Source organism: Gelidibacter gilvus (assembly GCF_004115975.1).
Lineage (GTDB): Bacteria > Bacteroidota > Bacteroidia > Flavobacteriales > Flavobacteriaceae > Gelidibacter > Gelidibacter gilvus.
Window position 1 is genome coordinate 889,348 of the sequence record NZ_SDDZ01000001.1, and the last position, 21,082, is coordinate 910,429.

Consider the following 21,082-nt stretch of genomic DNA (forward strand, 5'->3'; position numbering starts at 1 on the left):
CACTTTAAATAATCGGTAGACTTATATTTTAATTATGAAAAAATCAATTCTTATAGTTCTTGTGCTAATAGCAGTAACCTCTCAGGCACAAGTCAAAAAATGGACCCTCAAAGAATGTGTGGCCCATGCTTTAGAAAACAATATCTCCGTAAAACAAAGTCTTTTGGATTTGGAGCTGACGGATATAGAAAACCTACAGGCTATTGGCAATTTTATACCACAAGTCAGTATGGGTGCAAACGTTTCAGAAAATACCGGTTTAGGTTTTAATCCATTGACCAACAATGCCCAGACCACAACGTTTTTATCGGCATCAGGAAGGGTGAGCGTTGGTTATACATTATTTGATGGACTGCGAAATTTTAAAGAGGTGCAACGCGCCAAAATATCTAAAATGGCAGCTCAGTTCCGATTGACCAAAATGGAGGATGATATTTCTTTGTTTGTTGCAAATAACTATCTGCAGGTGATTCTCAATAAGGCCAATCTTACGGTTTTGACCTCGCAGAATACCATTACTAAAGATCAATTAAAAAGAACGCAAGAGTTGGTGGATGCAGGTGTTTTACCGGAAGGTGACATTCTTGAAATTAGAGCTAATGATGCCAGTGAAAGACAAGCTATTGTCAATGCGGAAAATGCGGTTCAGGTATCTTTGATCAGTTTGGCACAGCTTTTAATGATTAAGGATTATCAAAATTTTGATATTGAGGATGAAGGTTATGATATCGTTGATGAAGGCATCTCCAAGAAAAGTGTTTATGATGTTGTTGAAAGTGCAAAAGAAAATAGAGCTGAGATAAAAATTGCCGAGCAAAATGTCGAACTGGCTGAAAAGGATGTGCAAATTGCAAAAAGTGCTTATTACCCTACACTACAAGCTTTTTTTGGATATGACACGAGATTCTCCAATTCGGCGGCATTTATTCAGGATATTGATCCAAACAATCCGGTAATTTTACGAGAAATAGGAGTGGTGGAAGATACAGGACAAACGGTTATTGGGGAATTCCCAAACACCCTCACCCGAAAAGTCGGTGCGGATCCATTTATCGATCAGTTATCGCAAAATGATGGTATTTCTTATGGTTTTTCTTTAAACATCCCTATTCTTAATGGCTTTTCTGTCAAAAGTAATGTCAAAAGAAATCAGATTAATTTAGAACGCAGTAAAAATCAATTGGAACAGGCTCAGTTAGATTTAGAATCTACCGTTTATCAAGCTTATGTAGATGCCAAAGGAGCTTTTAAATCTTATGAAGCTGCACAGTCTGCTCTAGAATCGCAAGAATTGGCTTATAATTACGCTAAAGAACGCTATGATGTAGGTTTTACCAATGCTTTTGAGTTCAGCCAATCCAAAGTGAAATTTGATAATGCCCAAATTGAGCTTAATCGCGCTAAATATGACTATATTTTCAAATTAAAGGTACTTGAGCTATATTTTGGAATTCCTGCGATGGAATTAAAATTTTAATTATCGATGATTTATCAATACATATAGCACAACCATTAAACTAACCGTTATGAGCAAAAAAACAGTAATAATCTTAATATCCGCAGTAGTACTCCTAATCTTAGTATTGATGTTAGGAAAAAATGCGGGTTGGTTTGGTAAATCCGGCAACTTTAAAGAGGTCGAGACTCAGAAAGTAACGCTAATGGATATTGTGGAGAAAGTTTCTGCAACTGGTAAAATTCAGCCAGAGATTGAAGTGAAAATTTCCAGTGAAGTATCTGGAGAAATAATAGATCTTCCCTTCAAGGAAGGTCAGCAGGTCAATAAAGGTGACTTGTTGGTTAGAGTCAATCCTGACCTCATTCAATCGGCAGTAAATAGAAGTCAAGCAACCTATCAGAATATAAAAGCGGGTTTAGAACAAGCTGAAGCTTCCTTAAGAGAAGCGAAGTTAAGCTATGATCGGAACAAGCAACTTTTTGAAAAAGGTATTATCTCAAAATCAGAATGGGACAAGGCAGTTTCTGCCTATGAAATTGCTCAGGCCACACGCCAATCGGCGTACTATAATGTTCAAAGTGCGAGCGCATCTGTAAGTGAAGCACGCGATAATTTGAACAGAACCACCATATATGCCCCTATGAGCGGTACCATTTCTAAATTGGATGTGGAATTGGGAGAACGTGTTGTGGGAACGCAACAAATGGCAGGTACGGAAATTTTAAGGGTAGCCAATTTGAACAATATGGAAGTTGAAATTGATGTCAATGAAAATGATATTGTTAAAGTTCAGATTGGAGATTCCACCATTGTTGAAGTGGATGCTTACTTGAAAAAGGAATTTAGAGGCGTTGTTACAGCTATTGCTAATTCCGCTGCTGGAACACTCACGGCAGATCAAGTCACCAATTTTAAGGTAAAAGTTAGAATACTTGAAGAGTCTTATCAAGACTTAATGGAAGGTAAAGGTGAAAACTTCTCTCCGTTCAGACCTGGAATGACCGCAACCGTTGATATTATTACTAAACAGCGAAAAGGTGTGGTAAGTGTTCCAATTAGTGCCATTGTGATTAAGACAGACACTTCTTCGGTTAAAAAGCTAATAGCCAAGAACGAGAATGATAGCGAAGCGGTTCTTCAAAGAGGTGGCAGCGAAGAGAAATTTGAATGTGTCTTTGTCAAAAGTAATGATGAAGCCAAATTAAGAGTTGTAAAAACTGGCATCCAAGATGACTCCAATATTGAGATTTTATCGGGATTAAAGGCAGGCGATGTGATCATCACTGGTCCTTATAACGTCGTCTCCAAAACATTGAATCCTGGTGATAAGATAGAAGTAAAAGGTAAAGAAGGAACTGCGAAAAAATAGCTCTTAAAAAGATTTAAAGTGTCATATATACTAAATATTGAAACTGCCACAACCAATTGTTCCGTCTCTCTTTCTAAAGAAGGAGAGATTTTGGTTTTAAAAGAGGATTACAACTCTAATTTTTCGCACGCGGAATCCTTGCATCTTTTTATTGATGCGGTCTTCAAAAAGGCCAATTTAAAACCTCAAGATGTTGATGCCATAGCGGTAAGTAAAGGTCCTGGTTCTTATACGGGATTGCGTATTGGAGTATCAGCAGCAAAGGGGCTCTGTTTTTCTTTGGATAAACCTTTGATTTCTGTAGATACTTTAGAGGCTCTGTCACATCAGGTACATATTGATTCTGGATGTATTGTGCCAATGCTTGACGCTCGTAGAATGGAAGTGTATGCGGCCGTTTACGATAAAGATCACAAACAGGTGAGAACTATTGAAGCCCAAATCTTGGATGCAGATAGTTTCAAAGAATTCTTAAAAATTGGCAAGGTTTACTTTATTGGAACCGGCGTTGAAAAAACCAAAGAAATCATTACACATCCCAACGCAGTCTTTATTGAAAACAAGCTTCCTTCTGCAAATGAAATGGGAAAATTAGCTTTCGATAAATACAAAATAAGCGACATTGAAAATGTCGCCTATTTTGAGCCTTTTTACTTAAAGGATTTTATTGGAACTAAAGCCAAAGCTTAATCCTCTTTACGAATATGTACTTGATGTGGATAAGGAATTTCAATCCCAGCAGCATCTAATGCATGTTTAGTGCTTTCCATAATATCATAATAAGCACTCCAATAGTCTGAGTTTTTAACCCAAGGTCTAACGTTGAAATTCAAAGAACTGTCGGCCATTGCGCTTAGCCTAACTAGAGGTGCAGGGTCTTTCAATACTAAAGGATGTGATGTTAACTGTTCCATTAAGATGTCTCTGGTCTGTTTAATATCAGAGTCATAACCCACACCAAAAACAAAGTCTATCCTACGTAAATCCATCGCGGAATAATTCACGATATTATCATTTGACAATTTTCCGTTAGGAATAATAATTTGCTTATTGTCAGGAGAAGTCAATTTGGTTGTGAATATCTGAATTTCTCTTACAGTTCCCGCAGTGCCTTGCGCTTCTATATAATCACCTATCTTAATAGGCTTAAAAATCATGAGCAATATTCCCCCAGCAAAATTGGCCAGTGAACCCTGTAAAGCTAATCCGACCGCTAAACCTGCAGAAGCTAGAATTGCGGCAAAAGATGTAGTTTCAATGCCTACGGTGCCTAAAATGACAATAATAAGAACAATTTTTAAAGTCCATTTTAAGATGTTAATTAGAAACTTTTTAAGGCTTACATCGTAGTTGCCTTTTTCCATTCCTTTTTCAACACCTTTCAAAAGTAGTTTAATAACCCATGACCCAATGATCCATATTAAAATGGCCACTAAAACTTTTGGCCCAAAGTCAATTATCAGTTCATAGCCTTTGTCAATCCAATGTTGCACTTCCATAGTATCTTATATATTTTGTTAAGCTGCAAAGTTAAAAATTCTCCAAGGGAAAACACAATGGAATGAGCCTTTTATGATATCATTAGAGAAGCTAATGCTAAGATTGCAGGTACGGATTGAATATAAAACAGTCTCATTTTTTTTGTAGAATAGGCGCCATAAATTCCGGCAAGGATAACGCATATTAAAAAGAAGATTGTAAAAGAGGAGGTTTTCAAAATCACTGAAAGCAGCAGACCTGCGGCCAAAAAACCGTTATAAAGACCTTGGTTGGCTGCCAATACCTTTGTGTCTTCGGCAAATGTCTTTGATTTTAACCCAAAACTTTTAATGCCTTTGGGTGTTGTCCATAAAAACATTTCTAAAATAAGGAAGTAAAAATGCTCAAGAGCAACAAAGCTGATGAGAACCATAGTCAGAACACTCATAGATAAAAAAAATAGCGCTTTTTATAAGCGCTATTGTTTAATTTTATTGGACTTCAAATGTTATCTTTAAGTTGACCCTAAACTGTGCCAACTCATCGTTTTTAATAGTAACACTCTGGTCTTTTACATACACAGATTTAATGTTCTTAATCGTTTTTGAAGCGTGTTTTACTCCGTTTCTTGTAGCGTCTTCCCAACTTTTATCCGAGTTAGATAATATTTCGACAACTTTTAATACTGACATAATTATGGTTTTTAAATTAATAATTTATTTCTATTCTTAAAGATAAGAATAATAAATTAAAATTAACCATTTAAAGCTTCTACAGTCAAGTCCTTATCCTTGAGCATCTCCTTAAGCATATTCTCAATGCCATTTTTTAAAGTATAGGTAGAAGAAGGGCACCCACTACAGGCACCTTGCAAAATAACGTTTACTTTTTTAGTTTTAGGATCGTAAGACTGAAACTCAATATTCCCACCATCGCTAGCAACTGCAGGTTTCACATACTCTTCAAGAATCGTTATGATTTCTTTTGAGATGTCGTCATAGTTCTCAAATTTGGCTTCTACCTGACTTTCGGTTTTTTTAAGGGCTTTAGGGGCATCTGCTAGAATAATGTCCTTGCCGCTTTCAATATAATTTCTGATAAATTCCCTCAATTCCGTAGTTATTTCACTCCAATCGGCAACATCAGATTTAGTGACCGAGATAAAGTTCTCATCAAAAAAGACACTTCTTACAAAAGGTAAATGGAATAATTCTGTAGCTAAAGGAGAATACTTGGCATCTTCAATAGAGACAAACTCATAAGAGGTTGCTACTAGTTTTCTATTGGCTACAAATTTTAAAACCGCTGGATTTGGAGTGCTCTCCGCATAGACTGAGCTAGGCGTTTGCTTTTTAACGGTCTCTTCGGTTACAACTGGTTTTCCATCATTGATGTACTGCTCAATCTGTTGGGCAACTTCTTCTTGGACATCTTCCCATTCCAGAATGTCATACCGTTCTAAAGCGATAAAATTTCCTGAGATATATACCTTTTTTATAAAGGGAAGATAAAATAACTGTTGTGCCAAAGGGGAGTTCTTGGCTTCATCAATATTACTAAATTCGAAGCTTTCGTGATTGGTCAAAAATTTATCAGCTTCAAATTTTAATATCGTAGGATTGCTGGTTTTTTGTATTGAAATAGTTGTCGTTTGCATAGGTTCATTTCTTTATGCAAAAATAAGGAATCTAAAGGGTAAACCCAGTTTTTTGAGCACGATATTAGTCCCTACAACATAATGGGATGAATCCGCTTTTAGATTGGTTTATGGGATTTAGATTGTTTTAGAATATAATGGGCTGGATCAAATTTTGACGGGCTTAATCTTTCTCTTCCATGGGATCTGTAATCCTATTAATTGGGTGTAGGTAGGGATTCAAGTGCGAAAATTTATATATTTGGCAGGTAGAAAAAGTTGCGCAATCAAATCAACACGTTTAGTTTGTGTTGATCCATCAGGAATACTGGCTTCTCATCAAATAACTACGCCGATAAATAAAGAGCTTGAAGCCGATTTTATCTTGAAAATAATATGAATATGAAGTTTAAAAAGTTTTGTTTACTAGCCTTTGGATTATTATTAGCGCAGTTTAGTAAAGCACAAGAAGGATTGCCCATATATTCAGATTATTTAACAGATAATTACTATTTGATTCACCCATCCATGGCGGGCGTTGCCAATTGTGCCAAAATAAGATTAACAGCACGTAAACAATGGTTTGGCCAGACTAATTCCCCTGCATTGCAAACCATGAGTATCAACAGCCGTATTGGAGAATCACCATCTGCTGTTGGAGCCATTGTCTATAATGATAAGAATGGCTACCACTCCCAAACGGGCGCTTATCTTACCTATGCACACCATTTGATGTTTTCTCGGAATGAGATTGATCTTAATATGCTATCCTTCGGGTTGAGCGCAGGTGCCATTCAGTATAAATTGGATGAAACCACATTTTTAAATGAAGGTTTTGATCCTTTGATTTCAGGAATCGAACAAAGTGCCACCAATTTTAATATCGATTTTGGATTCTCATATCACTTTATAAATTTTTATGCTCATGCTACGGTTAAAAACGTATTGAATAACGATGGGATTAATTCCAACGCCAATGGCATCTTTAGATATGATAATTTAAGAACCTTGTTGTTCAGTGCCGGAAATGTTTTTACTAAATTCGGCAGTGAGTGGAGTTATGAGCCCTCCATAATGTTTTTATATAGAGATGGTACAAAGGAGTCTTCTATTGATGTTAACGCAAAGGTTTATAAAGATATGGACTTCGGGAAATTATGGGGTGGCATATCTTATCGCCGAAGTTTGGATGGTGCTGAATTTGCAAATGGAACTGGTGTAAGTAGCCAGAATTTGCAATATTTTACACCTTTTTTAGGTATGGACTATAAGAACTTTGTATTTGCTTATACGTACTCTTATCAAGCAAATTCTGTTGTTTTTAATAATGGTGGTTTTCATCAATTGACCTTGGGCTATAATTTTAATTGTAGAAAGAAGAAGTATGATTGTGCATGTCCAGCGATTAATTAAGTCATCAGTCATCAGTCTTCAGTCTTCAGTCATCAGTCGGCAGTCGGCGATCTTTAGTCCTGATTAACTTCTTTGGGAAACCTTGTTTTGTATTTCTGAAACTTTTTTGGAATAGATGTTTTTCGCCAATCGTCAATCGTCAATCATTATTCCTAATCCCACCAAGCATCATCAGTTTGTAAGTCCATTTAATCCCAAGAATAATTTTTCTGTTTTGCCTGTGTTTTGATGGCTTTTATCATGGCGTTTTCCAATCCGTTGTCATCTCCTTTTTGATGTTGGAGGATGTAAACCCTGCGTTTTTCATTTAAGTTTTGAACATCTCCTTGTATCTTTTTTCGTTCGTCACTTTTTTCTGCCACATAATCTTTAATTTGGGCTGTTGATTTACCTTTAAGTTCCGCCGGCAAATCGCTGTCTTTTAAATCTTCATACTTAAAGGATTTGTTTTTTTCCGCATCCACCAAATCCCAAGTGTCATTTTTATATAAATGCGAACTTTTGCTTACCGTTCTGCTTACTGCATTGGCACTACTGTAGGTTTCGGCATTGGCATCCTGTTCTGATTGTAAGGTCATTCTTTGAGGACCTACACTGCCATAGGCCACATAGGTTTGATTTAACTTATGATTCAACTGCAATATTTTATCATCGTAAGGAGACGCTACATAAGTTGTATTATGGTTGTGATTGATGGCCATATAATCGCCATGCGCCAAATCTGCGCCATCTTTCCAGTAGCTGGAAATTCCTTGGTTATAATTGCCACAAAATATAGTGTTTACCGTCACATCTTTACCAACGGCCAATTTGGCCGCGTCTTTATAGCTGACTTGACCTTGTGTGAAAGGTTCGTTTCCTGCAATAAAAATGAATTTGAGGTCATCTTGGTTGTTTCCCCAGTTTAATTGTTTTAAGGAGGTTTGAATGACTTGTCCGCAGTATTCATTGCCACCGTTGGTGCTTAATGAAAACAATTGTTTGGAAATCTCATCCAAATCACTGCTAAATGGCAATACCTGACGGATAAAACCTTCATCGCCATTAAGGTTGTCGTTGCCATATTCATAAAGTGCTATTTGTAGATTTGGTTTGGTATCATCACATTTGGCATACGAGAGTTCATTGACAATTTCCCAAAGTTGGGCTTTGGCCTGATCAATCAAACCATCCATACTGTTGCTTGTGTCTAACAGTAATGCTACTTTAATAAATTGTTTGTTTGGAATATTTGTTGGTGTTTCTGCGAGTGCCAAATCAGAAGCAATTGGTTTTTGGGCGTTTCCATTGCAGGATAGAAATCCGAAGAGAAACAGGCTCAAGACTGTTGTTTTTAGAATCGTTTTCATGGTGTTTTTGCTTTTATTTGATGCCATAAATCTATTAGCAACTTTTTTGGATAAAAAGTTAGAATGAGGGAGATAGAGCTATCAATTAGTGAATGGTCATCCCTAATTAGCGAACTGTTGTTTATTGGACGTGAAGGACTGGCAATTGTAAACAGGCGTTTCAATTAGTCAAATAAAACGCCTATTTTTATTCCGTTAAAAAATATATGCAAAAGATTCTTAAATATTTCTTGATCCTTATTCTGTGTTTTATAACGCAGCACATCCAGGCACAGGAAAATGAAAACAAACGAGAGAGTACTAGTTTTATAGTAAGAGGTTCGGTCAGGGAAAGTGATTCGTATAAGCCTATTTCAAAAGTCAATATTGAAGTCAATGGCGGTGCATACACGGTGACTAGTAATGATGGTGAATTTCGAATTCAAGTTAAAAAAGGTGATGAACTGGCCATTAGGCATAAAGATTTTGAAACCGTTTATTATACCATAACAAGTAACGAACGTATTTCTGTTGAAGTAAAACCAGCACTTCGGAAACCAACATCAGATTTAAAATATCAGCGAAGTGTCCAGAACTTTAATTCATTTATCGACTCAGCCGTTACCTATCAAAAGAAAGATGCCGAAAAAAGCATTCAATTTATTACAGAAGCTTTGTTGCAAAGTACGTCTTCTAAAGAAAATGCCGATGCTTATGAGGTTTTAGGGGATGTATATGTGCATTGGAAACAGTACGATTTGGCAGTGTCCAATTATCGCATCAGCCTTCAAAACTCGGATTCCAATGAAGTCAATCTGAAACTGGCAGAAGCCTACAGAAACAATAAGAGCTATCAAGAAAGTATTGACCTCTACAAAAACCTGAATATTTCCAGTTTATCCAATTGGCAATTGACAATTCTTTATGAAGGCCTTGCTGATACTTATGTGACCATAAAAGAGTATGACAAAGCAATTGAAAGTTATAAAAAGGGACTAGTTGTTGCGCAAAAACATCTGATCAAGCCAAAAATCACGGATCTTAACTCAAAAATCGCGCAGACCTATAATATTTCCGGGAAGACAAATCAAGCGCAAGACTATTTTAAAAATGCACTCAGTTTAGCTTCTAAAGAAAACAAAACACGATCCGTTAAAGAAAAAGTGACGGTTGCCGATTTTCAAAATACCAATAGACTGTACACTGATGAGATTGAATTGCGGAAGGAAGCGCTAAAGGATATTGAGGAAATTGAGAAGGAATCCGTTATTGATAATGAAAGTCCGCTGACCTCCCAAAAACAGAATTATAAGATTGGAAGCGCCTATTTTGCTAAAAAAGATTATGATAATGCCATTCCTTATTTGGAAAAGAGTATCAAGGAAGCCAATAAAAAGGAAGATTTAATCGTACAAAAGGATGCCACTCGTAAACTGTCTGATGTGTATTATGATGCCGGAGATTATAAGATGGCTTTGGCTACCTATAAAGCATACACAGAAGTTGTAGATGAGCTTTACATCAAAAAAGAACAGGAACTATCTCAAGCCGCTCGATTTCATCGAAATATTACAGAAAAGCAAAATCGCATCACCACTTTAGAAAGCGATAATAAACTTTCCGAAAGCCTTTTTCAGCTGACGACAGAGCGCAATAAACGACAGGAATTGATTATATATTCACTTGTGGGTGGTGTTTTGCTCTTGTTGATCACCGCATATTTCATGTATAAATACATCAAACAACAACGTTTCGCCAATAATCTACTGGCGCTGAAATCTTTAAGAAGTCAAATGAATCCGCATTTTATTTTTAATGCGCTGAATTCGGTCAATAGCTTTATTGCTTCCAATGATGAACGCACCGCCAATAAATACCTATCTGATTTTTCGCAATTGATGCGTGCCGTTTTGGAGAATAGCGATGAGGATTTTATCCCATTGCGTAAAGAAATTGAACTTTTAGAACTTTACACAAAATTGGAGCATTTTCGTTTTAAGGATAAGTTTGATTATGCCATTACAATAGATGACTCCATTAATATTGACGAGTACCAGATTCCGCCAATGCTCTTGCAACCTTATGTTGAAAATGCTGTATGGCATGGATTGCGCTACAAATTAGAAAAGGGTCATTTGGATATTAGCATCCATAAAAAGAACAACACTGAAATTACGATTACCATTGCTGATGACGGGATTGGAAGACAGCAATCAAAAGTATTAAAAACAGAAAACCAGAAGAAACAAAACTCAAAAGGCATGGGCAATATCAAAAAACGTGTTGCCATTCTGAATGAAATGAATAAAGACAAAGTCGATGTATTTGTAGATAATTTTCAAGATGCTGAAGATGTAGGGACGAAAGTAGTGGTAACCTTAAAGAAGGATTAAATAGGCTTGAAGCTCGAGGCAGGAAGCTCGAAGTCTATTGTGAATATGAATTAAATAATATAGTATAGAAACGCAATGTGAGAAATGTTTTCCTTCTAACTTCGTGCTTCCAACTTCCAACTCATTCTTATGAAACTAAAATCAATCATTGTAGAAGACGAACAGACCAGTAGGGAAATTCTAAAAAACTATCTCAAAAAATATTGCCCTAATGTTGCCGTTCTAGGTGAGGCTGCAAATGTTGATGAGGCTTTAGTCCTCATAAGAAATCATGATTTGGATTTGGTGTTTTTAGATGTAGAAATGCCTTATGGCAATGCCTTTGATTTGTTGGATAAGGTAGGCGACATCAATTTTGAAACTGTATTTGTAACGGCTTATAACCATTATGCGATAGAAGCCTTAAATGCTCATGCATCGTATTATTTGATGAAACCTATTTCCATAGATGAATTGATTAAGGCTGTAGATTATGTCACGGAGATCAGAACTAAAGAAGATGCCTTACAAGATCAAGTGTTGGTTACAAAAACGAAGAATGTTGATGGCAAAATCACCATTCCAACGCAAGACGGATTTGAGGTTTTGAATACTGCGGATATTCTCTATTGTAAAGCCGATGATAATTACACTGAGATTTATTTAAATACGAACAAGAAAAAACTCGTCAGTAAAACCTTGAAATATTTTGAAGATGCCTTAACCGAATCCGGTTTTGCAAGGGTGCATAAATCCTATTTGGTGAACGTCAACGAGATTGTGAAATATATAAAAGGGAAGGGTGGGAGCGTTGAACTGAGCAGTGGGAAACAAATTATGGTGTCCGCGTCCAGAAAATCTGAATTATTGTCTTATTTTAAATAGTGGAAATTGAATTCGAAATTGAATTCGAAATTGAACTCGAACTTGAATGTGAAACCTGAAACTTTTGAACTTGAAAATAAAAGGACAACTATCAATTCTGAGTAGGTAGGAAATCGAAGATATAGTGAAGATCAACTCTGGTTTAAATGTCTATTTTTGTTAAATCGATTTTTGAACTTGAAACCTGAAAACCCTAAACTAGAAACTAAAAGATGCCCATTATAAAATCAGTAAACGGAAAACATCCACAAATAGCAGACGATTGCTATATCGCAGAAAATGCCACCATCGTTGGCGAGGTCATCATCGGAACACAATGTAGTGTCTGGTTCAATGCCGTCATTAGAGGAGATGTCCATTATATTAAGATCGGAAACAAGGTCAATATCCAAGACGGTGCGATTATTCATGCTACCTATCAGAAATCACCCACCAATATTGGCAACAATGTATCTATTGGACATAATGCCATTGTTCATGGGTGCACCATTCATGATAATGTCTTGATTGGAATGGGGAGTATTGTGATGGATGATTGTGTTGTGGAAAGCAATAGTATAATTGCTGCTGGTGCTGTAGTCACTAAAAATACCCGAGTGGAATCTGGAAGTATATATGCTGGTGTCCCTGCAAAAAAAGTTAAGGATATTAGTGCTGAATTGATTTCTGGTGAAATCCATCGGATTGCTGATAATTATGTAACGTATTCAAGTTGGTTTGAGGAAGAATAAAGGAGAAAGAATATAGAGGATAGAACCAAGAAAAAAGAACCAAGACTCAAGAAAACTTTAAGCGATTTGCTAAATTACAAGACAATGTTAGCTCCTATCACTAAGCATCTAAAACTGCAAATGTTGAACTCTGTATTTTCTCTCTAAAATATCTGTTAAGACATCAACAGTTCCGTTGGTGTAAAATTGATTATCACCCTGTGTAGATAGTGTGTTCAAAAGTTGATGTTGTTCCAATACGGTTTTGGTCTGGCGCGCAACGGCTTGCCCTGAATCGATTATTTTAACGTGTTTGGGCAACATGTCCAATAATAATGGGATGAGGTAAGGATAGTGCGTACAGCCTAAAACTAGATAGTCAATATCTGCATCGAGCATAGGCTTCAAATAGGTGAGGAGCAATGTTTTCATTTCATCGCTATCTGTTTTCCCCTCTTCGATAAGTGTCACAATCCCTTCACCAACTTGTTCAATTACTTTGATGCCTTTACTGTAGAGATCTGTGGTTTTATGAAACAACTCGCTGCTGAGCGTCCCTTTAGTAGCCAAAATGCCAATCGCTTTTGTTTGCGTACTTAAAGCGGCTGGTTTGATGGCCGGTTCAATGCCTATAAAGGGAATGTTATAAGAATCCCTTAAAGTGGTGATGGCGTTGGTTGTAGCGGTATTACAAGCAACAACAATGAGTTTACAGTTTTTTTGAATCAGTAACTCTGTATTCTTAATACTCAAATCAATGATTTCTTGTTTGGTCTTATTGCCATAGGGCGCATTAAAACTATCTGCCAAATAAATGGTATGTTCATTTGGAAGCAAGGCTTTTATTTCCTTAAAAACTGAAGTTCCTCCAATACCCGAGTCAAAGATGCCAATTGGTTGTGTGCTCATTTTACAAAAATAGGAAAGCCACTTGTTAAAAGTGGCTTTCCATATAAAATTTTGTGTTGTTCTAAAATAGTTTTAGAATCCTAAATCTTTTTTGACGTCTGCTATAAGGTCTTTTCCTTCAGCTAAGATCACACCTGAACCTGGAGAAGAATCCAATACATACTGAAAACCTTGAGCTTTTGCAACTTTTTGGATAGATGCCTCAGCTTTGTCAGTAATTGGCTTTAACAAGTCAAATTCTTTCTTTTGAAGATCTTGTTGTGCTGTATTTTGGTATTCACGAATACTCTGTTGCATACCTTGTACTTCTTGAGATCTCTTAGCATTTTCTTCGTCAGTCTTACTTTCAACTTCAGCTTGGTACTGTTTCATTTTGTTTTGAAGTTCAGTCGCCATAGTTTGAATTTCAGTCTCATACGTTTTTTGCAGTTTCTCTAATTCTGCTTGAGCACTTTTCATTGCTGGCATTGCTTTAATAAGCTCTTGCGTGTTGATATGAGCAATTTTACTTTGTGCGTTCGTGAAGCTAGTTGCTCCAATAAAAAGTAGTCCTGCAAATAAAAGGGTCTTAAAATGTTTCATTTTTAAAATAGTATTACGTGTTATAATTATTAATTGTTTTTAGTTATTATTTTTCTGGAACGGAATCCTTAGATTTTTTTTGAGCATCACGTTCTTCTTTCGCTTTTCTGCGATCTTCTAAAATTTTATTTCTGCGTTCGTCAAGTTCTTTTTGTCGTGCATCACGATCAGCAGCTTGTTGTTGTCTCTTTTCCTCAGCAATTTGTGCTGATGTTTTCTTAGTACTCTCCACAGTGGTTTTGCTTTTTTCTTCAGCTTTCACTGATGTGCTGTCTTGTGGTGTGTTTTTATCTTCTCTTTCAGCCTTTGCTTTTGCTCTGTCTTCCAATATTTTTTGGCGTCTGGCATCGACATCTGCTTTTATTGAATCTCTTGTCGCTTGTTGTTCTGCTCTTCTTGCTTCAACCGCTTTTACACGTTCGGTCTGCTTTTCTTCCAAAGCTTGTTCACGAGCATCCAATTCTTTATTGATGACAGGCACAACATCCTCTTCTGCGGCCGCTCTTCGTTCTGATTTGGTTTGAGCTTGCGTACGTTTTGAAGATCTGGTGATGCTTCTCAGCACTAATTCACTAAGGTCAAAACGTTCTGCGGCAAATAACATAACCACGTCAGCAGATCTGTCAAAAATAAAATCATATTCCCTACTGCCTGCGATCTCTTGCACCGCTGCAAAAATTTGATCTTGAATAGGCTGGATCAACTGTGTTTTTTGAATCATCAAATCGCCATTTGGACCAAAACGCTTTTGTTGATAGTCCAAAATTTCCTTTTCCTCAAAGCTGATGTCTTCAAAACGCTCTTCATATAACTCCTTGGTTAAAAGCACACGCTCATTGTTGAGTTGTGATTTTTTCTGATCCAAGGCGGCTAATCGCTGTTCTACATCAGATTTCCATTGAAGAACCTTCGTATCCAACTGTGCGGTGGCATCTTGATATTCAGGAACATTTTGTAAAATATATTCAGTATCTATATACCCAATTCTCACGCCACGCTGTGCATTTGAAGTAAAGCTCAAAAGACTTAAGACGGTCACTAAAAGAAGAACTTTGTGTTTCATCTGTTTATATTTTATCATTTATTGGTCACGCTATAAATTCTAAAACGACAGATTAACTTAACGACTCTGCCTGATCAGCGTAATATTTTTCAAATTAACGAAATATATTCTAAAAAATTTTAACACTTGTACTAAATCGTCAAAGTATCATTAGAAAATACCGTGCCAAACTTAAAATTGCTGTCCAATAATAAAGTGGGTCTCCCATCCGTTTTTCTCAGATAGACCTGGCAGAGGATCAAACCCATGACCAAAGTCAATACCTAATAATCCGAATGCAGGCATGAAAATTCTCAGACCAACTCCCGCTGAACGCTTAAGGTTAAATGGGTTATAGTCTTTAAAATTATCAAATGAATTACCACCTTCAATGAAACCTAAAGCGAAAATTTTTGCTTGCGCTCCTAAAGTAATTGGGTAACGAAGTTCCAATGAGAATTTATTGTAAATCGTTCCACCATCTTGTGAGGATAACGATTGGTTTGGATAACCTCTCAAGGCGATAGACTCTCTGCCGTCTAAAGAATAGTTTCCTAAACCATCACCTCCAACAAAGAAGCGCTCAAAAGGGATCACACCTCTATCGTTATTATACGCTCCAAGGAAACCTAACTCCAATCCAGATTTGATAACTAATTTGTCGTAAACCTTAGTGTACCAATCACCTTTAAATTTAATTTTATAAAACTCTAACCACTTGTAACGTTCTTGATCAATTTCTCCCATTCGAGCATAGTCGTCAGGGTCAGATGGGTTTAATGCTGCTCTTTCATCTTTTAGGGCAGTGTAATCCACATTGTTTAGAAGTGAAAATGGAGGAGACACTTTAGCGGTTACAGAAAAACTTGAACCTCCTGTCGGATAAATAGGGTCTGTATGGGTGTTGTTTCTACTTAATCCAACGGTATAAGCTAAGTTGTTGGAGTAGCCATTACCAAAGGTAAAAAGACCTGTGTTGTAATTCTGCAAATCGTAATGTTGGAAACTTACGGCTTGAGATAGGGTGAAATAGTCATCCGGCTGCGTCAAACGCTTTGCAAGACCAACAGTAATCCCGGTAATATTAAAACTCTTGCTCTTATCGGCATCTCTTGTTCTTGGGTTGTACAAGAATTGCATGGTATGCGACAAAGAAGTAGAGAATTGGATTGGTCGTTGCCCGCCCATCCATGGTTCAGTAAAAGAGAAACTGTAAGTTTGATAAAAACGACTCGCTTGTAATCGCAACGCTAAACTTTGTCCATCACCAGTTGGCACTGGTTTATAGGCTTCACCTTTAAAAATATCCTTTATTGCAAAGTTGTTGAATGACAAACCTAGGGTTCCAATGAAACCGCCGCCACCGTAACCACCTTGTAATTCAATTTGGCTGGAACCTTTTTCCACTACCGAATATTCCATATCCAGAGTACCTTCATTAGGATTGGCGTTTTTGAAATTTGGGCTCAATTGCTGTGCATCAAAGAAACCTAATTGACCAAGCTCTCTAACCGTTCTTACTACAGCGGTTTTGCTGTAAAGCTGTCCTGGGCGTGTTCTTAATTCTCTATAGATAACACGGTCATTTGTTTTGTCGTTACCAACAACTGTCACATTGTTGAAGTATGCTGGTTTTCCTTCAGAAATTCGGATTTCCATATCAATAACATTACCATCTGCGCTTACTTCAACCGGATTAATGGTTGAAAACAAATAGCCAGCATCTTGGTAAAGGTTAGTGATATCCTGTGCATCGGGTCTTGAATCGTCTGCAATTCTCTTTTTAAGTTCAACACCATTATAGGTGTCGCCTTGTCTAATGCCTAACATGGCACTCAATTGTTGATCAGTAAATATGGTGTTTCCAACAAAAGCGATTTTTCCGAAAGTGTATTTTTCACCTTCTTCAACACGGATGGCAATTGACAAAGTACCATCATTATTATTGGAAATAGAATCAGAAGTGACACGTGCATCCCTATAGCCATTCTCCTTGTATTTATCAATAACACTTACCAAGTCTTCCTTATAATTGGCTTGTACGTATTTTGAACGTTTCAAAAAGCGCAAAAGGTTTTTTTGCTTGGTGTGCTTCATGGCTTTTCTAAGCTTCTTATCGCTCAACTTCTCATTGCCAACAAACTCAATTTCTTTGATTTTAACCTTATCATTTTTTTCAATGTTCACTACCATGTTGACCCGACTTTTCTCTATCGAGTCCATTACAGGCGATGTGGTTACTGTGACTTTGGTATTGTAAAAGCCTTCTTTACGATATTTATTGGTAAGGTAGTTTTTTGTAGTAGTAATTAGGTTTTCAGTTACTTTGACACCTTTGTTCAGTTTATTGTCCTTTATTAAGGCGTCCTTTTTTCCTTTTTTGACACCCTTAATTTCCAGTTCGTTAAGTTCTGGTAAATCTTGAAGGCTAATTTCCAAATAGGCCTGGTCACCTTCCGTTTTGGTCAGATAGATGTCTATATTGCTAAAGAGATTTGAACCCCATAATTTTTTAAGTGCTTCACTAATGCGCTCTCCCGGAATGGCGATGACTTCTCCCTTTCTCAAGCCGGAATAGGTAACTATAGTAGCTTCACTGAAGTTAGTGTCGCCAGTAACGATAATTTCTGCTATGGTAAATTTTTGTCCTGAATTAAATGGGCTTTCCTGTGCGGTTAAAACCAAGGAAAATAAAAGAAAAAAGGCACTGATAAAGGTATTAGAAATTGTTTTCAAAAGCGTGTTGTTAGCTGAGTTGTTCACTTGTTTTTCCAAATCGTCGTTCTCTGTTTTGATAGTCTATCAAAGCAGTATATAAATCATGCTTTTTAAAATCGGGCCATAAAATACTGGTGAAATATAATTCAGCATAAGCAATTTGCCATAACAAGAAATTACTGATTCTTTGTTCTCCGCTAGTCCTGATAAGCAGGTCTACATCTGGCAAATTTTGCGTGTAAAGATGCTTATTAATAATGGATTCGTCAATAGAATCACTTGAAATTATATTATTTTTAACTTTCTCAGATAATTTTTTAACCATATTTATGAGTTCCTCCCGCGAGCCATAACTGAGTGCAAGGGTCAGAATCATTCTGCTATTGTTTTTGGTTTTTTCAATGACTTCTTCCAGCTCTTCTTTTGCTTTTTTAGGCAAATCATTCAGACAGCCTATCGCGTTGAGCTTAATATCATTGTCTTGCAGAGTTTTGATTTCTTTTTTCAAGGATTTGACCAAAAGTTTCATCAAGGTCTGAACTTCAATCTTTGGACGGTTCCAGTTTTCAGTTGAAAACGCATAAAGAGTCAAATGCTTAATGCCAATTTCTGCGCTGGCTTCAACTACTTCCCGTACTGATTTTGTACCGTTTTCATGACCAATCACTCGGAGGAAACCCTGTTGTTTTGCCCAGCGTCCATTGCCATCCATAATTATGGCGAGATGGTTAGGAAGTTTGTCGGTATTTATCTGTTCTTTTAAATTCACTTAATAATCAGAATAACAAGGTTTTTGACCAAAGGTGTAAGTTAAGGTAATCCCAGAAAACACGTACCAGTCATTGCTGTTTAAATTACCAAAACTAAGTGATTCTCTTGAAGGTGCATCAGGAACACTACCATCAATTTCATCAGAAAATGTATATCTAACCCCAATTTCAGCACCGAATATGACGCCATCAATCATTGTTGTGGTTTTAAAGCCCAATACCATGGGAATGCCGTAAGCCCAGCTTTGTAAATTCTCTGAGGTTTGAATATTGTTTTGAAAATAGTAGTTGTTATGTCTTGCGGTTGAAATTCCTGTATATAAATAAGGTGTCATTTGATGATCAGTGCTATGAAGGTCAAAATCCAGAAATGTAAACTCCATGCCTACAGAGAATTCTAAAATGGAGTTTTTAAAATCATAATTCCGAGCGATTCTTCTAGGATCACTGGATTTGCTGTCATTGCCTTCCAATTCTGTATACATGATGGATGCCCTGAACGAATGTCTTGGACTTCTGTTCCATTTTAAGAGCAATCCTACTGCTGGTTTATTTGGAGCAATGTACGTTGTAGAGCCCACATCACCAATAAAATTGCTTCCACCAAGGAATAAACCACCTTCGTAAATTTGAGCGTGTAAGTTCGGAACGAAACAAATACTGAAAATTATTAAAATGATATACCTCATAAAATTTTAAAAGTTTGCAAATATAATAAATAAGATTAGCCTTTAACAATTTGAACCAAATTGTATTACAGATAAACAGTATTTAAAAGGTTTTATTGTTTAATTGCGTTTATCCTCTCCCCAAAGCAGTTTTTTGCGTAAGGTGTCAATAAAGCTTTCACTATGGAGTTCAACCATCTTTATTTTGAAGGCTGCTTTTTTAATGGTTACGATGGTGGTATTATGTAAAGTTGCAATTCTTGAGTCTAATGAAATTAGATAAAAATCTTCACGTCCATCAACCTTTAATTGGATCTCTGTGTCGTCAGGAATTACTAATGGCCTTGCACTTAAATTGTGAGGGGCAATAGGCGTTATAACAAAACTCGTTGCATCTGGAGAAATTACGGGACCACCACAACTTAATGAATATCCTGTTGAACCCGTGGGGCTGGACACAATGAGGCCATCTGCCCAATATGAGGTTAAATACTCTCCATTTAAATGCGTGTTTACCGTAATCATGGAGGTGGTGTTTTTTCTGCTTACAGCTATTTCGTTGAGTGCAAAATTGAGTTGGATAAGATCTTTGTTTTCAGGATTGGTTTCAATGCTTAACAAGCTGCGTTCTGATATTTTATAATCGCCATCATAAATGCTGTCAAGGGCACTTTCAATTTGGTTATTTTGGATTGTAGCCAAAAAGCCCAAACGCCCGGTGTTAATTCCGATAATGGGAATGGAAAGATCACTGACATAAGTTATGGCCCTTAAAATAGTACCATCGCCACCAATGCTGATGAGGAGATCAAAGGAGTTGTCAAGGGTTTGAAATGTTTCAAATTCCTTGTAATTGTTTTTAAGATCGAAATGCTTGTCAATAAGCCGATAGAATTGATTCTCAATAAAAACATTGGCTTTCTTTTCCAACAAATAATTCAATAGGATACCTATACTTGCTTCCTTACTCTTGTAATTCTGGCTATAAATGGCAATTTTCATAAAGCTACATATTAAGGTATTTGTTCAAATAATCTGAACGCTCCTTTAAATTTTCAATATAAGTATCTTCTTCATGACCGGAAATAATATTATAACTGTATCTTCTAAAAGTTTGTATCACCTCATTAAGTCCGGGGCTGCCAATCTTAAGCGTAATTTGAACCAGGTCACCTTCCATTTTAGAAATGAATGCTCCTAAAATTTTGGCACCATTGGATTCTATAATCTGGCTGATTTCACTAAAGGAATAGTCTTGAATCCCTTTTTCAATGATCAAAGTGCCTCCTGGTTCTGAGAAGAACGGCGTTTCATTAAACCGACCAATCACATCGTTGAGTTCGTAATAACCTAAATAATTGTTTTGTGCGTCCAATACAGGCATGATGTTGCAAGAGTTATGGGCAAAGATTTCCAAGACGTCCAGCCATGGCGTGTCTAATCTGACAAAAAAACCTTCCAAAGAATGACTGCACTCCATAATAGTGTCTTTCCCGTCAAAGCAATGCACGTCTGTCTCAGAAATACATCCTAAATAGACTTGGTTGTTTTCAATAGGAATGTGAGAATAGGTGAGCTCATTGAACATCAATTTAAGGTCACTCACCTTGTCATTTATGTTAAGCGGCTTAATATCATTGATAATATATTCTCTTAATGGCATGTTCTTGATTTTGTTCCTGCAAAATAATTAAAAATAACAACAAAAAGCAGTATCTACTTTGTATTTTTGCCCATTAAAA

The 21,082-nt window shown here is 36.7% G+C and carries 20 protein-coding genes; 7 read left to right on the forward strand and 13 right to left on the reverse strand.

The features are described 5' to 3' along the window. The first annotated feature begins 34 nt into the window (after window positions 1-34). Genes ESZ48_RS03720 through tsaB form a run of 3 tightly spaced genes read left to right on the forward strand, consistent with a single transcriptional unit; the run spans window position 35 to window position 3,518 of the window. On the forward strand, window positions 35-1,477 hold the full coding sequence (locus ESZ48_RS03720) for a TolC family protein (protein ID WP_129015943.1): 1,443 nt from the start codon (window positions 35-37) through the stop codon (window positions 1,475-1,477). Window positions 1,478-1,526: 49 nt separating this feature from the next. Further along, window positions 1,527-2,828, forward strand: coding sequence for an efflux RND transporter periplasmic adaptor subunit (locus ESZ48_RS03725; protein ID WP_129015944.1), 1,302 nt, complete (start codon window positions 1,527-1,529; stop codon window positions 2,826-2,828). Between the two features lie 18 nt (window positions 2,829-2,846). Further along, on the forward strand, window positions 2,847-3,518 hold the full coding sequence (gene tsaB, locus ESZ48_RS03730) for a tRNA (adenosine(37)-N6)-threonylcarbamoyltransferase complex dimerization subunit type 1 TsaB (protein WP_129015945.1): 672 nt from the start codon (window positions 2,847-2,849) through the stop codon (window positions 3,516-3,518). On the opposite strand, the gene ESZ48_RS03735 is transcribed toward tsaB, so the two are convergent. The 4 genes from ESZ48_RS03735 to ESZ48_RS03750 form a co-directional block, all read right to left on the reverse strand. After that, the gene (locus ESZ48_RS03735; RefSeq protein ID WP_129015946.1) at window positions 3,515-4,327 is read right to left on the reverse strand and encodes a mechanosensitive ion channel family protein; all 813 of its coding nucleotides are present in this window, start codon (window positions 4,325-4,327) and stop codon (window positions 3,515-3,517) included. The two genes, tsaB and ESZ48_RS03735, sit on opposite strands and share 4 nt — an antisense overlap. A gap of 71 nt (window positions 4,328-4,398) precedes the next feature. Next, the gene (locus ESZ48_RS03740) at window positions 4,399-4,755 is read right to left on the reverse strand and encodes a DUF1304 domain-containing protein (RefSeq protein WP_129015947.1); all 357 of its coding nucleotides are present in this window, start codon (window positions 4,753-4,755) and stop codon (window positions 4,399-4,401) included. Between the two features lie 43 nt (window positions 4,756-4,798). After that, entirely contained in the window at window positions 4,799-4,999 is a 201-nt protein-coding gene (locus ESZ48_RS03745) for a dodecin family protein (RefSeq protein ID WP_129015948.1), read from the reverse strand. Window positions 5,000-5,061: 62 nt separating this feature from the next. Continuing rightward, window positions 5,062-5,964, reverse strand: a complete 903-nt coding sequence (locus ESZ48_RS03750; RefSeq protein ID WP_129015949.1) for a NifU family protein — start codon at window positions 5,962-5,964, stop codon at window positions 5,062-5,064. 381 nt (window positions 5,965-6,345) lie between these two features. On the opposite strand from ESZ48_RS03750, the gene ESZ48_RS03755 reads away from it, so the two are divergent. Then, window positions 6,346-7,356, forward strand: coding sequence for a PorP/SprF family type IX secretion system membrane protein (locus ESZ48_RS03755; protein WP_129015950.1), 1,011 nt, complete (start codon window positions 6,346-6,348; stop codon window positions 7,354-7,356). 188 nt (window positions 7,357-7,544) lie between these two features. Here the strand turns inward: ESZ48_RS03755 and ESZ48_RS03760 are convergent, their stop codons facing one another. After that, entirely contained in the window at window positions 7,545-8,705 is a 1,161-nt protein-coding gene (locus ESZ48_RS03760) for a vWA domain-containing protein (protein ID WP_129015951.1), read from the reverse strand. A gap of 206 nt (window positions 8,706-8,911) precedes the next feature. Here ESZ48_RS03760 and ESZ48_RS03765 point away from each other — a divergent pair, with 206 nt between their 5' ends. The 3 genes from ESZ48_RS03765 (at window position 8,912) to ESZ48_RS03775 (ending at window position 12,672) form a co-directional block, all read left to right on the forward strand. Beyond that, on the forward strand, window positions 8,912-11,077 hold the full coding sequence (locus ESZ48_RS03765) for a tetratricopeptide repeat-containing sensor histidine kinase (protein WP_129015952.1): 2,166 nt from the start codon (window positions 8,912-8,914) through the stop codon (window positions 11,075-11,077). 129 nt (window positions 11,078-11,206) lie between these two features. Beyond that, on the forward strand, window positions 11,207-11,941 hold the full coding sequence (locus ESZ48_RS03770) for a LytR/AlgR family response regulator transcription factor (RefSeq protein WP_129015953.1): 735 nt from the start codon (window positions 11,207-11,209) through the stop codon (window positions 11,939-11,941). Between the two features lie 212 nt (window positions 11,942-12,153). After that, window positions 12,154-12,672 (forward strand): gamma carbonic anhydrase family protein, encoded by a 519-nt coding sequence (locus tag ESZ48_RS03775; protein ID WP_129015954.1) that lies wholly within the window; start codon window positions 12,154-12,156, stop codon window positions 12,670-12,672. 108 nt (window positions 12,673-12,780) lie between these two features. Here the strand turns inward: ESZ48_RS03775 and murI are convergent, their stop codons facing one another. The 8 genes from murI to ESZ48_RS03815 all read right to left on the reverse strand — a co-directional run bounded on the left by murI (window position 12,781) and on the right by ESZ48_RS03815 (window position 21,003). Then, the gene (gene murI / locus ESZ48_RS03780) at window positions 12,781-13,560 is read right to left on the reverse strand and encodes a glutamate racemase (RefSeq protein ID WP_129015955.1); all 780 of its coding nucleotides are present in this window, start codon (window positions 13,558-13,560) and stop codon (window positions 12,781-12,783) included. A gap of 72 nt (window positions 13,561-13,632) precedes the next feature. Then, a complete protein-coding gene (locus ESZ48_RS03785; RefSeq protein WP_129015956.1) occupies window positions 13,633-14,142 on the reverse strand; it encodes an OmpH family outer membrane protein in 510 nt (169 codons plus the stop codon). 46 nt (window positions 14,143-14,188) lie between these two features. Further along, on the reverse strand, window positions 14,189-15,205 hold the full coding sequence (locus tag ESZ48_RS03790) for an OmpH family outer membrane protein (protein ID WP_129015957.1): 1,017 nt from the start codon (window positions 15,203-15,205) through the stop codon (window positions 14,189-14,191). 171 nt (window positions 15,206-15,376) lie between these two features. Beyond that, window positions 15,377-17,959, reverse strand: a complete 2,583-nt coding sequence (locus tag ESZ48_RS03795; RefSeq protein ID WP_129015958.1) for a BamA/OMP85 family outer membrane protein — start codon at window positions 17,957-17,959, stop codon at window positions 15,377-15,379. Then, window positions 17,931-18,671, reverse strand: coding sequence for an isoprenyl transferase (locus ESZ48_RS03800; protein ID WP_129015959.1), 741 nt, complete (start codon window positions 18,669-18,671; stop codon window positions 17,931-17,933). The genes ESZ48_RS03795 and ESZ48_RS03800 overlap by 29 nt, the downstream gene beginning before the upstream one ends. After that, window positions 18,672-19,361, reverse strand: coding sequence for a type IX secretion system protein PorG (gene porG, locus ESZ48_RS03805; RefSeq protein ID WP_129015960.1), 690 nt, complete (start codon window positions 19,359-19,361; stop codon window positions 18,672-18,674). A 99-nt stretch (window positions 19,362-19,460) separates the two neighbouring features. Next, on the reverse strand, window positions 19,461-20,342 hold the full coding sequence (locus tag ESZ48_RS03810) for an NAD kinase (RefSeq protein ID WP_129015961.1): 882 nt from the start codon (window positions 20,340-20,342) through the stop codon (window positions 19,461-19,463). A gap of 4 nt (window positions 20,343-20,346) precedes the next feature. Next, window positions 20,347-21,003 carry a CBS domain-containing protein gene (locus tag ESZ48_RS03815; protein ID WP_129015962.1) on the reverse strand — a complete coding sequence of 219 codons (657 nt, stop codon included), beginning with the start codon at window positions 21,001-21,003 and terminating at the stop codon, window positions 20,347-20,349. Between the last annotated feature and the right edge of the window lie 79 nt (window positions 21,004-21,082).

Excerpts from the sequence above, each read along its gene's own strand:
- ESZ48_RS03775 (WP_129015954.1), top strand. The coding sequence starts at position 12,154 with ATGCCCATTATAAAATCAGTAAACGGAAAACATCCACAAATAGCAGAC.
- ESZ48_RS03755 (WP_129015950.1), top strand. The coding sequence starts at position 6,346 with ATGAAGTTTAAAAAGTTTTGTTTACTAGCCTTTGGATTATTATTAGCG.
- ESZ48_RS03720 (WP_129015943.1), top strand. The coding sequence starts at position 35 with ATGAAAAAATCAATTCTTATAGTTCTTGTGCTAATAGCAGTAACCTCT.
- porG (WP_129015960.1), bottom strand. The coding sequence starts at position 19,361 with ATGAGGTATATCATTTTAATAATTTTCAGTATTTGTTTCGTTCCGAAC.
- ESZ48_RS03745 (WP_129015948.1), bottom strand. The coding sequence starts at position 4,999 with ATGTCAGTATTAAAAGTTGTCGAAATATTATCTAACTCGGATAAAAGT.
- murI (WP_129015955.1), bottom strand. The coding sequence starts at position 13,560 with ATGAGCACACAACCAATTGGCATCTTTGACTCGGGTATTGGAGGAACT.
- ESZ48_RS03785 (WP_129015956.1), bottom strand. The coding sequence starts at position 14,142 with ATGAAACATTTTAAGACCCTTTTATTTGCAGGACTACTTTTTATTGGA.
- ESZ48_RS03725 (WP_129015944.1), top strand. The coding sequence starts at position 1,527 with ATGAGCAAAAAAACAGTAATAATCTTAATATCCGCAGTAGTACTCCTA.
- ESZ48_RS03740 (WP_129015947.1), bottom strand. The coding sequence starts at position 4,755 with ATGAGTGTTCTGACTATGGTTCTCATCAGCTTTGTTGCTCTTGAGCAT.
- ESZ48_RS03750 (WP_129015949.1), bottom strand. The coding sequence starts at position 5,964 with ATGCAAACGACAACTATTTCAATACAAAAAACCAGCAATCCTACGATA.
- ESZ48_RS03765 (WP_129015952.1), top strand. The coding sequence starts at position 8,912 with ATGCAAAAGATTCTTAAATATTTCTTGATCCTTATTCTGTGTTTTATA.
- ESZ48_RS03760 (WP_129015951.1), bottom strand. The coding sequence starts at position 8,705 with ATGAAAACGATTCTAAAAACAACAGTCTTGAGCCTGTTTCTCTTCGGA.
- ESZ48_RS03810 (WP_129015961.1), bottom strand. The coding sequence starts at position 20,342 with ATGAAAATTGCCATTTATAGCCAGAATTACAAGAGTAAGGAAGCAAGT.
- ESZ48_RS03815 (WP_129015962.1), bottom strand. The coding sequence starts at position 21,003 with ATGCCATTAAGAGAATATATTATCAATGATATTAAGCCGCTTAACATA.
- ESZ48_RS03770 (WP_129015953.1), top strand. The coding sequence starts at position 11,207 with ATGAAACTAAAATCAATCATTGTAGAAGACGAACAGACCAGTAGGGAA.
- ESZ48_RS03735 (WP_129015946.1), bottom strand. The coding sequence starts at position 4,327 with ATGGAAGTGCAACATTGGATTGACAAAGGCTATGAACTGATAATTGAC.
- ESZ48_RS03790 (WP_129015957.1), bottom strand. The coding sequence starts at position 15,205 with ATGAAACACAAAGTTCTTCTTTTAGTGACCGTCTTAAGTCTTTTGAGC.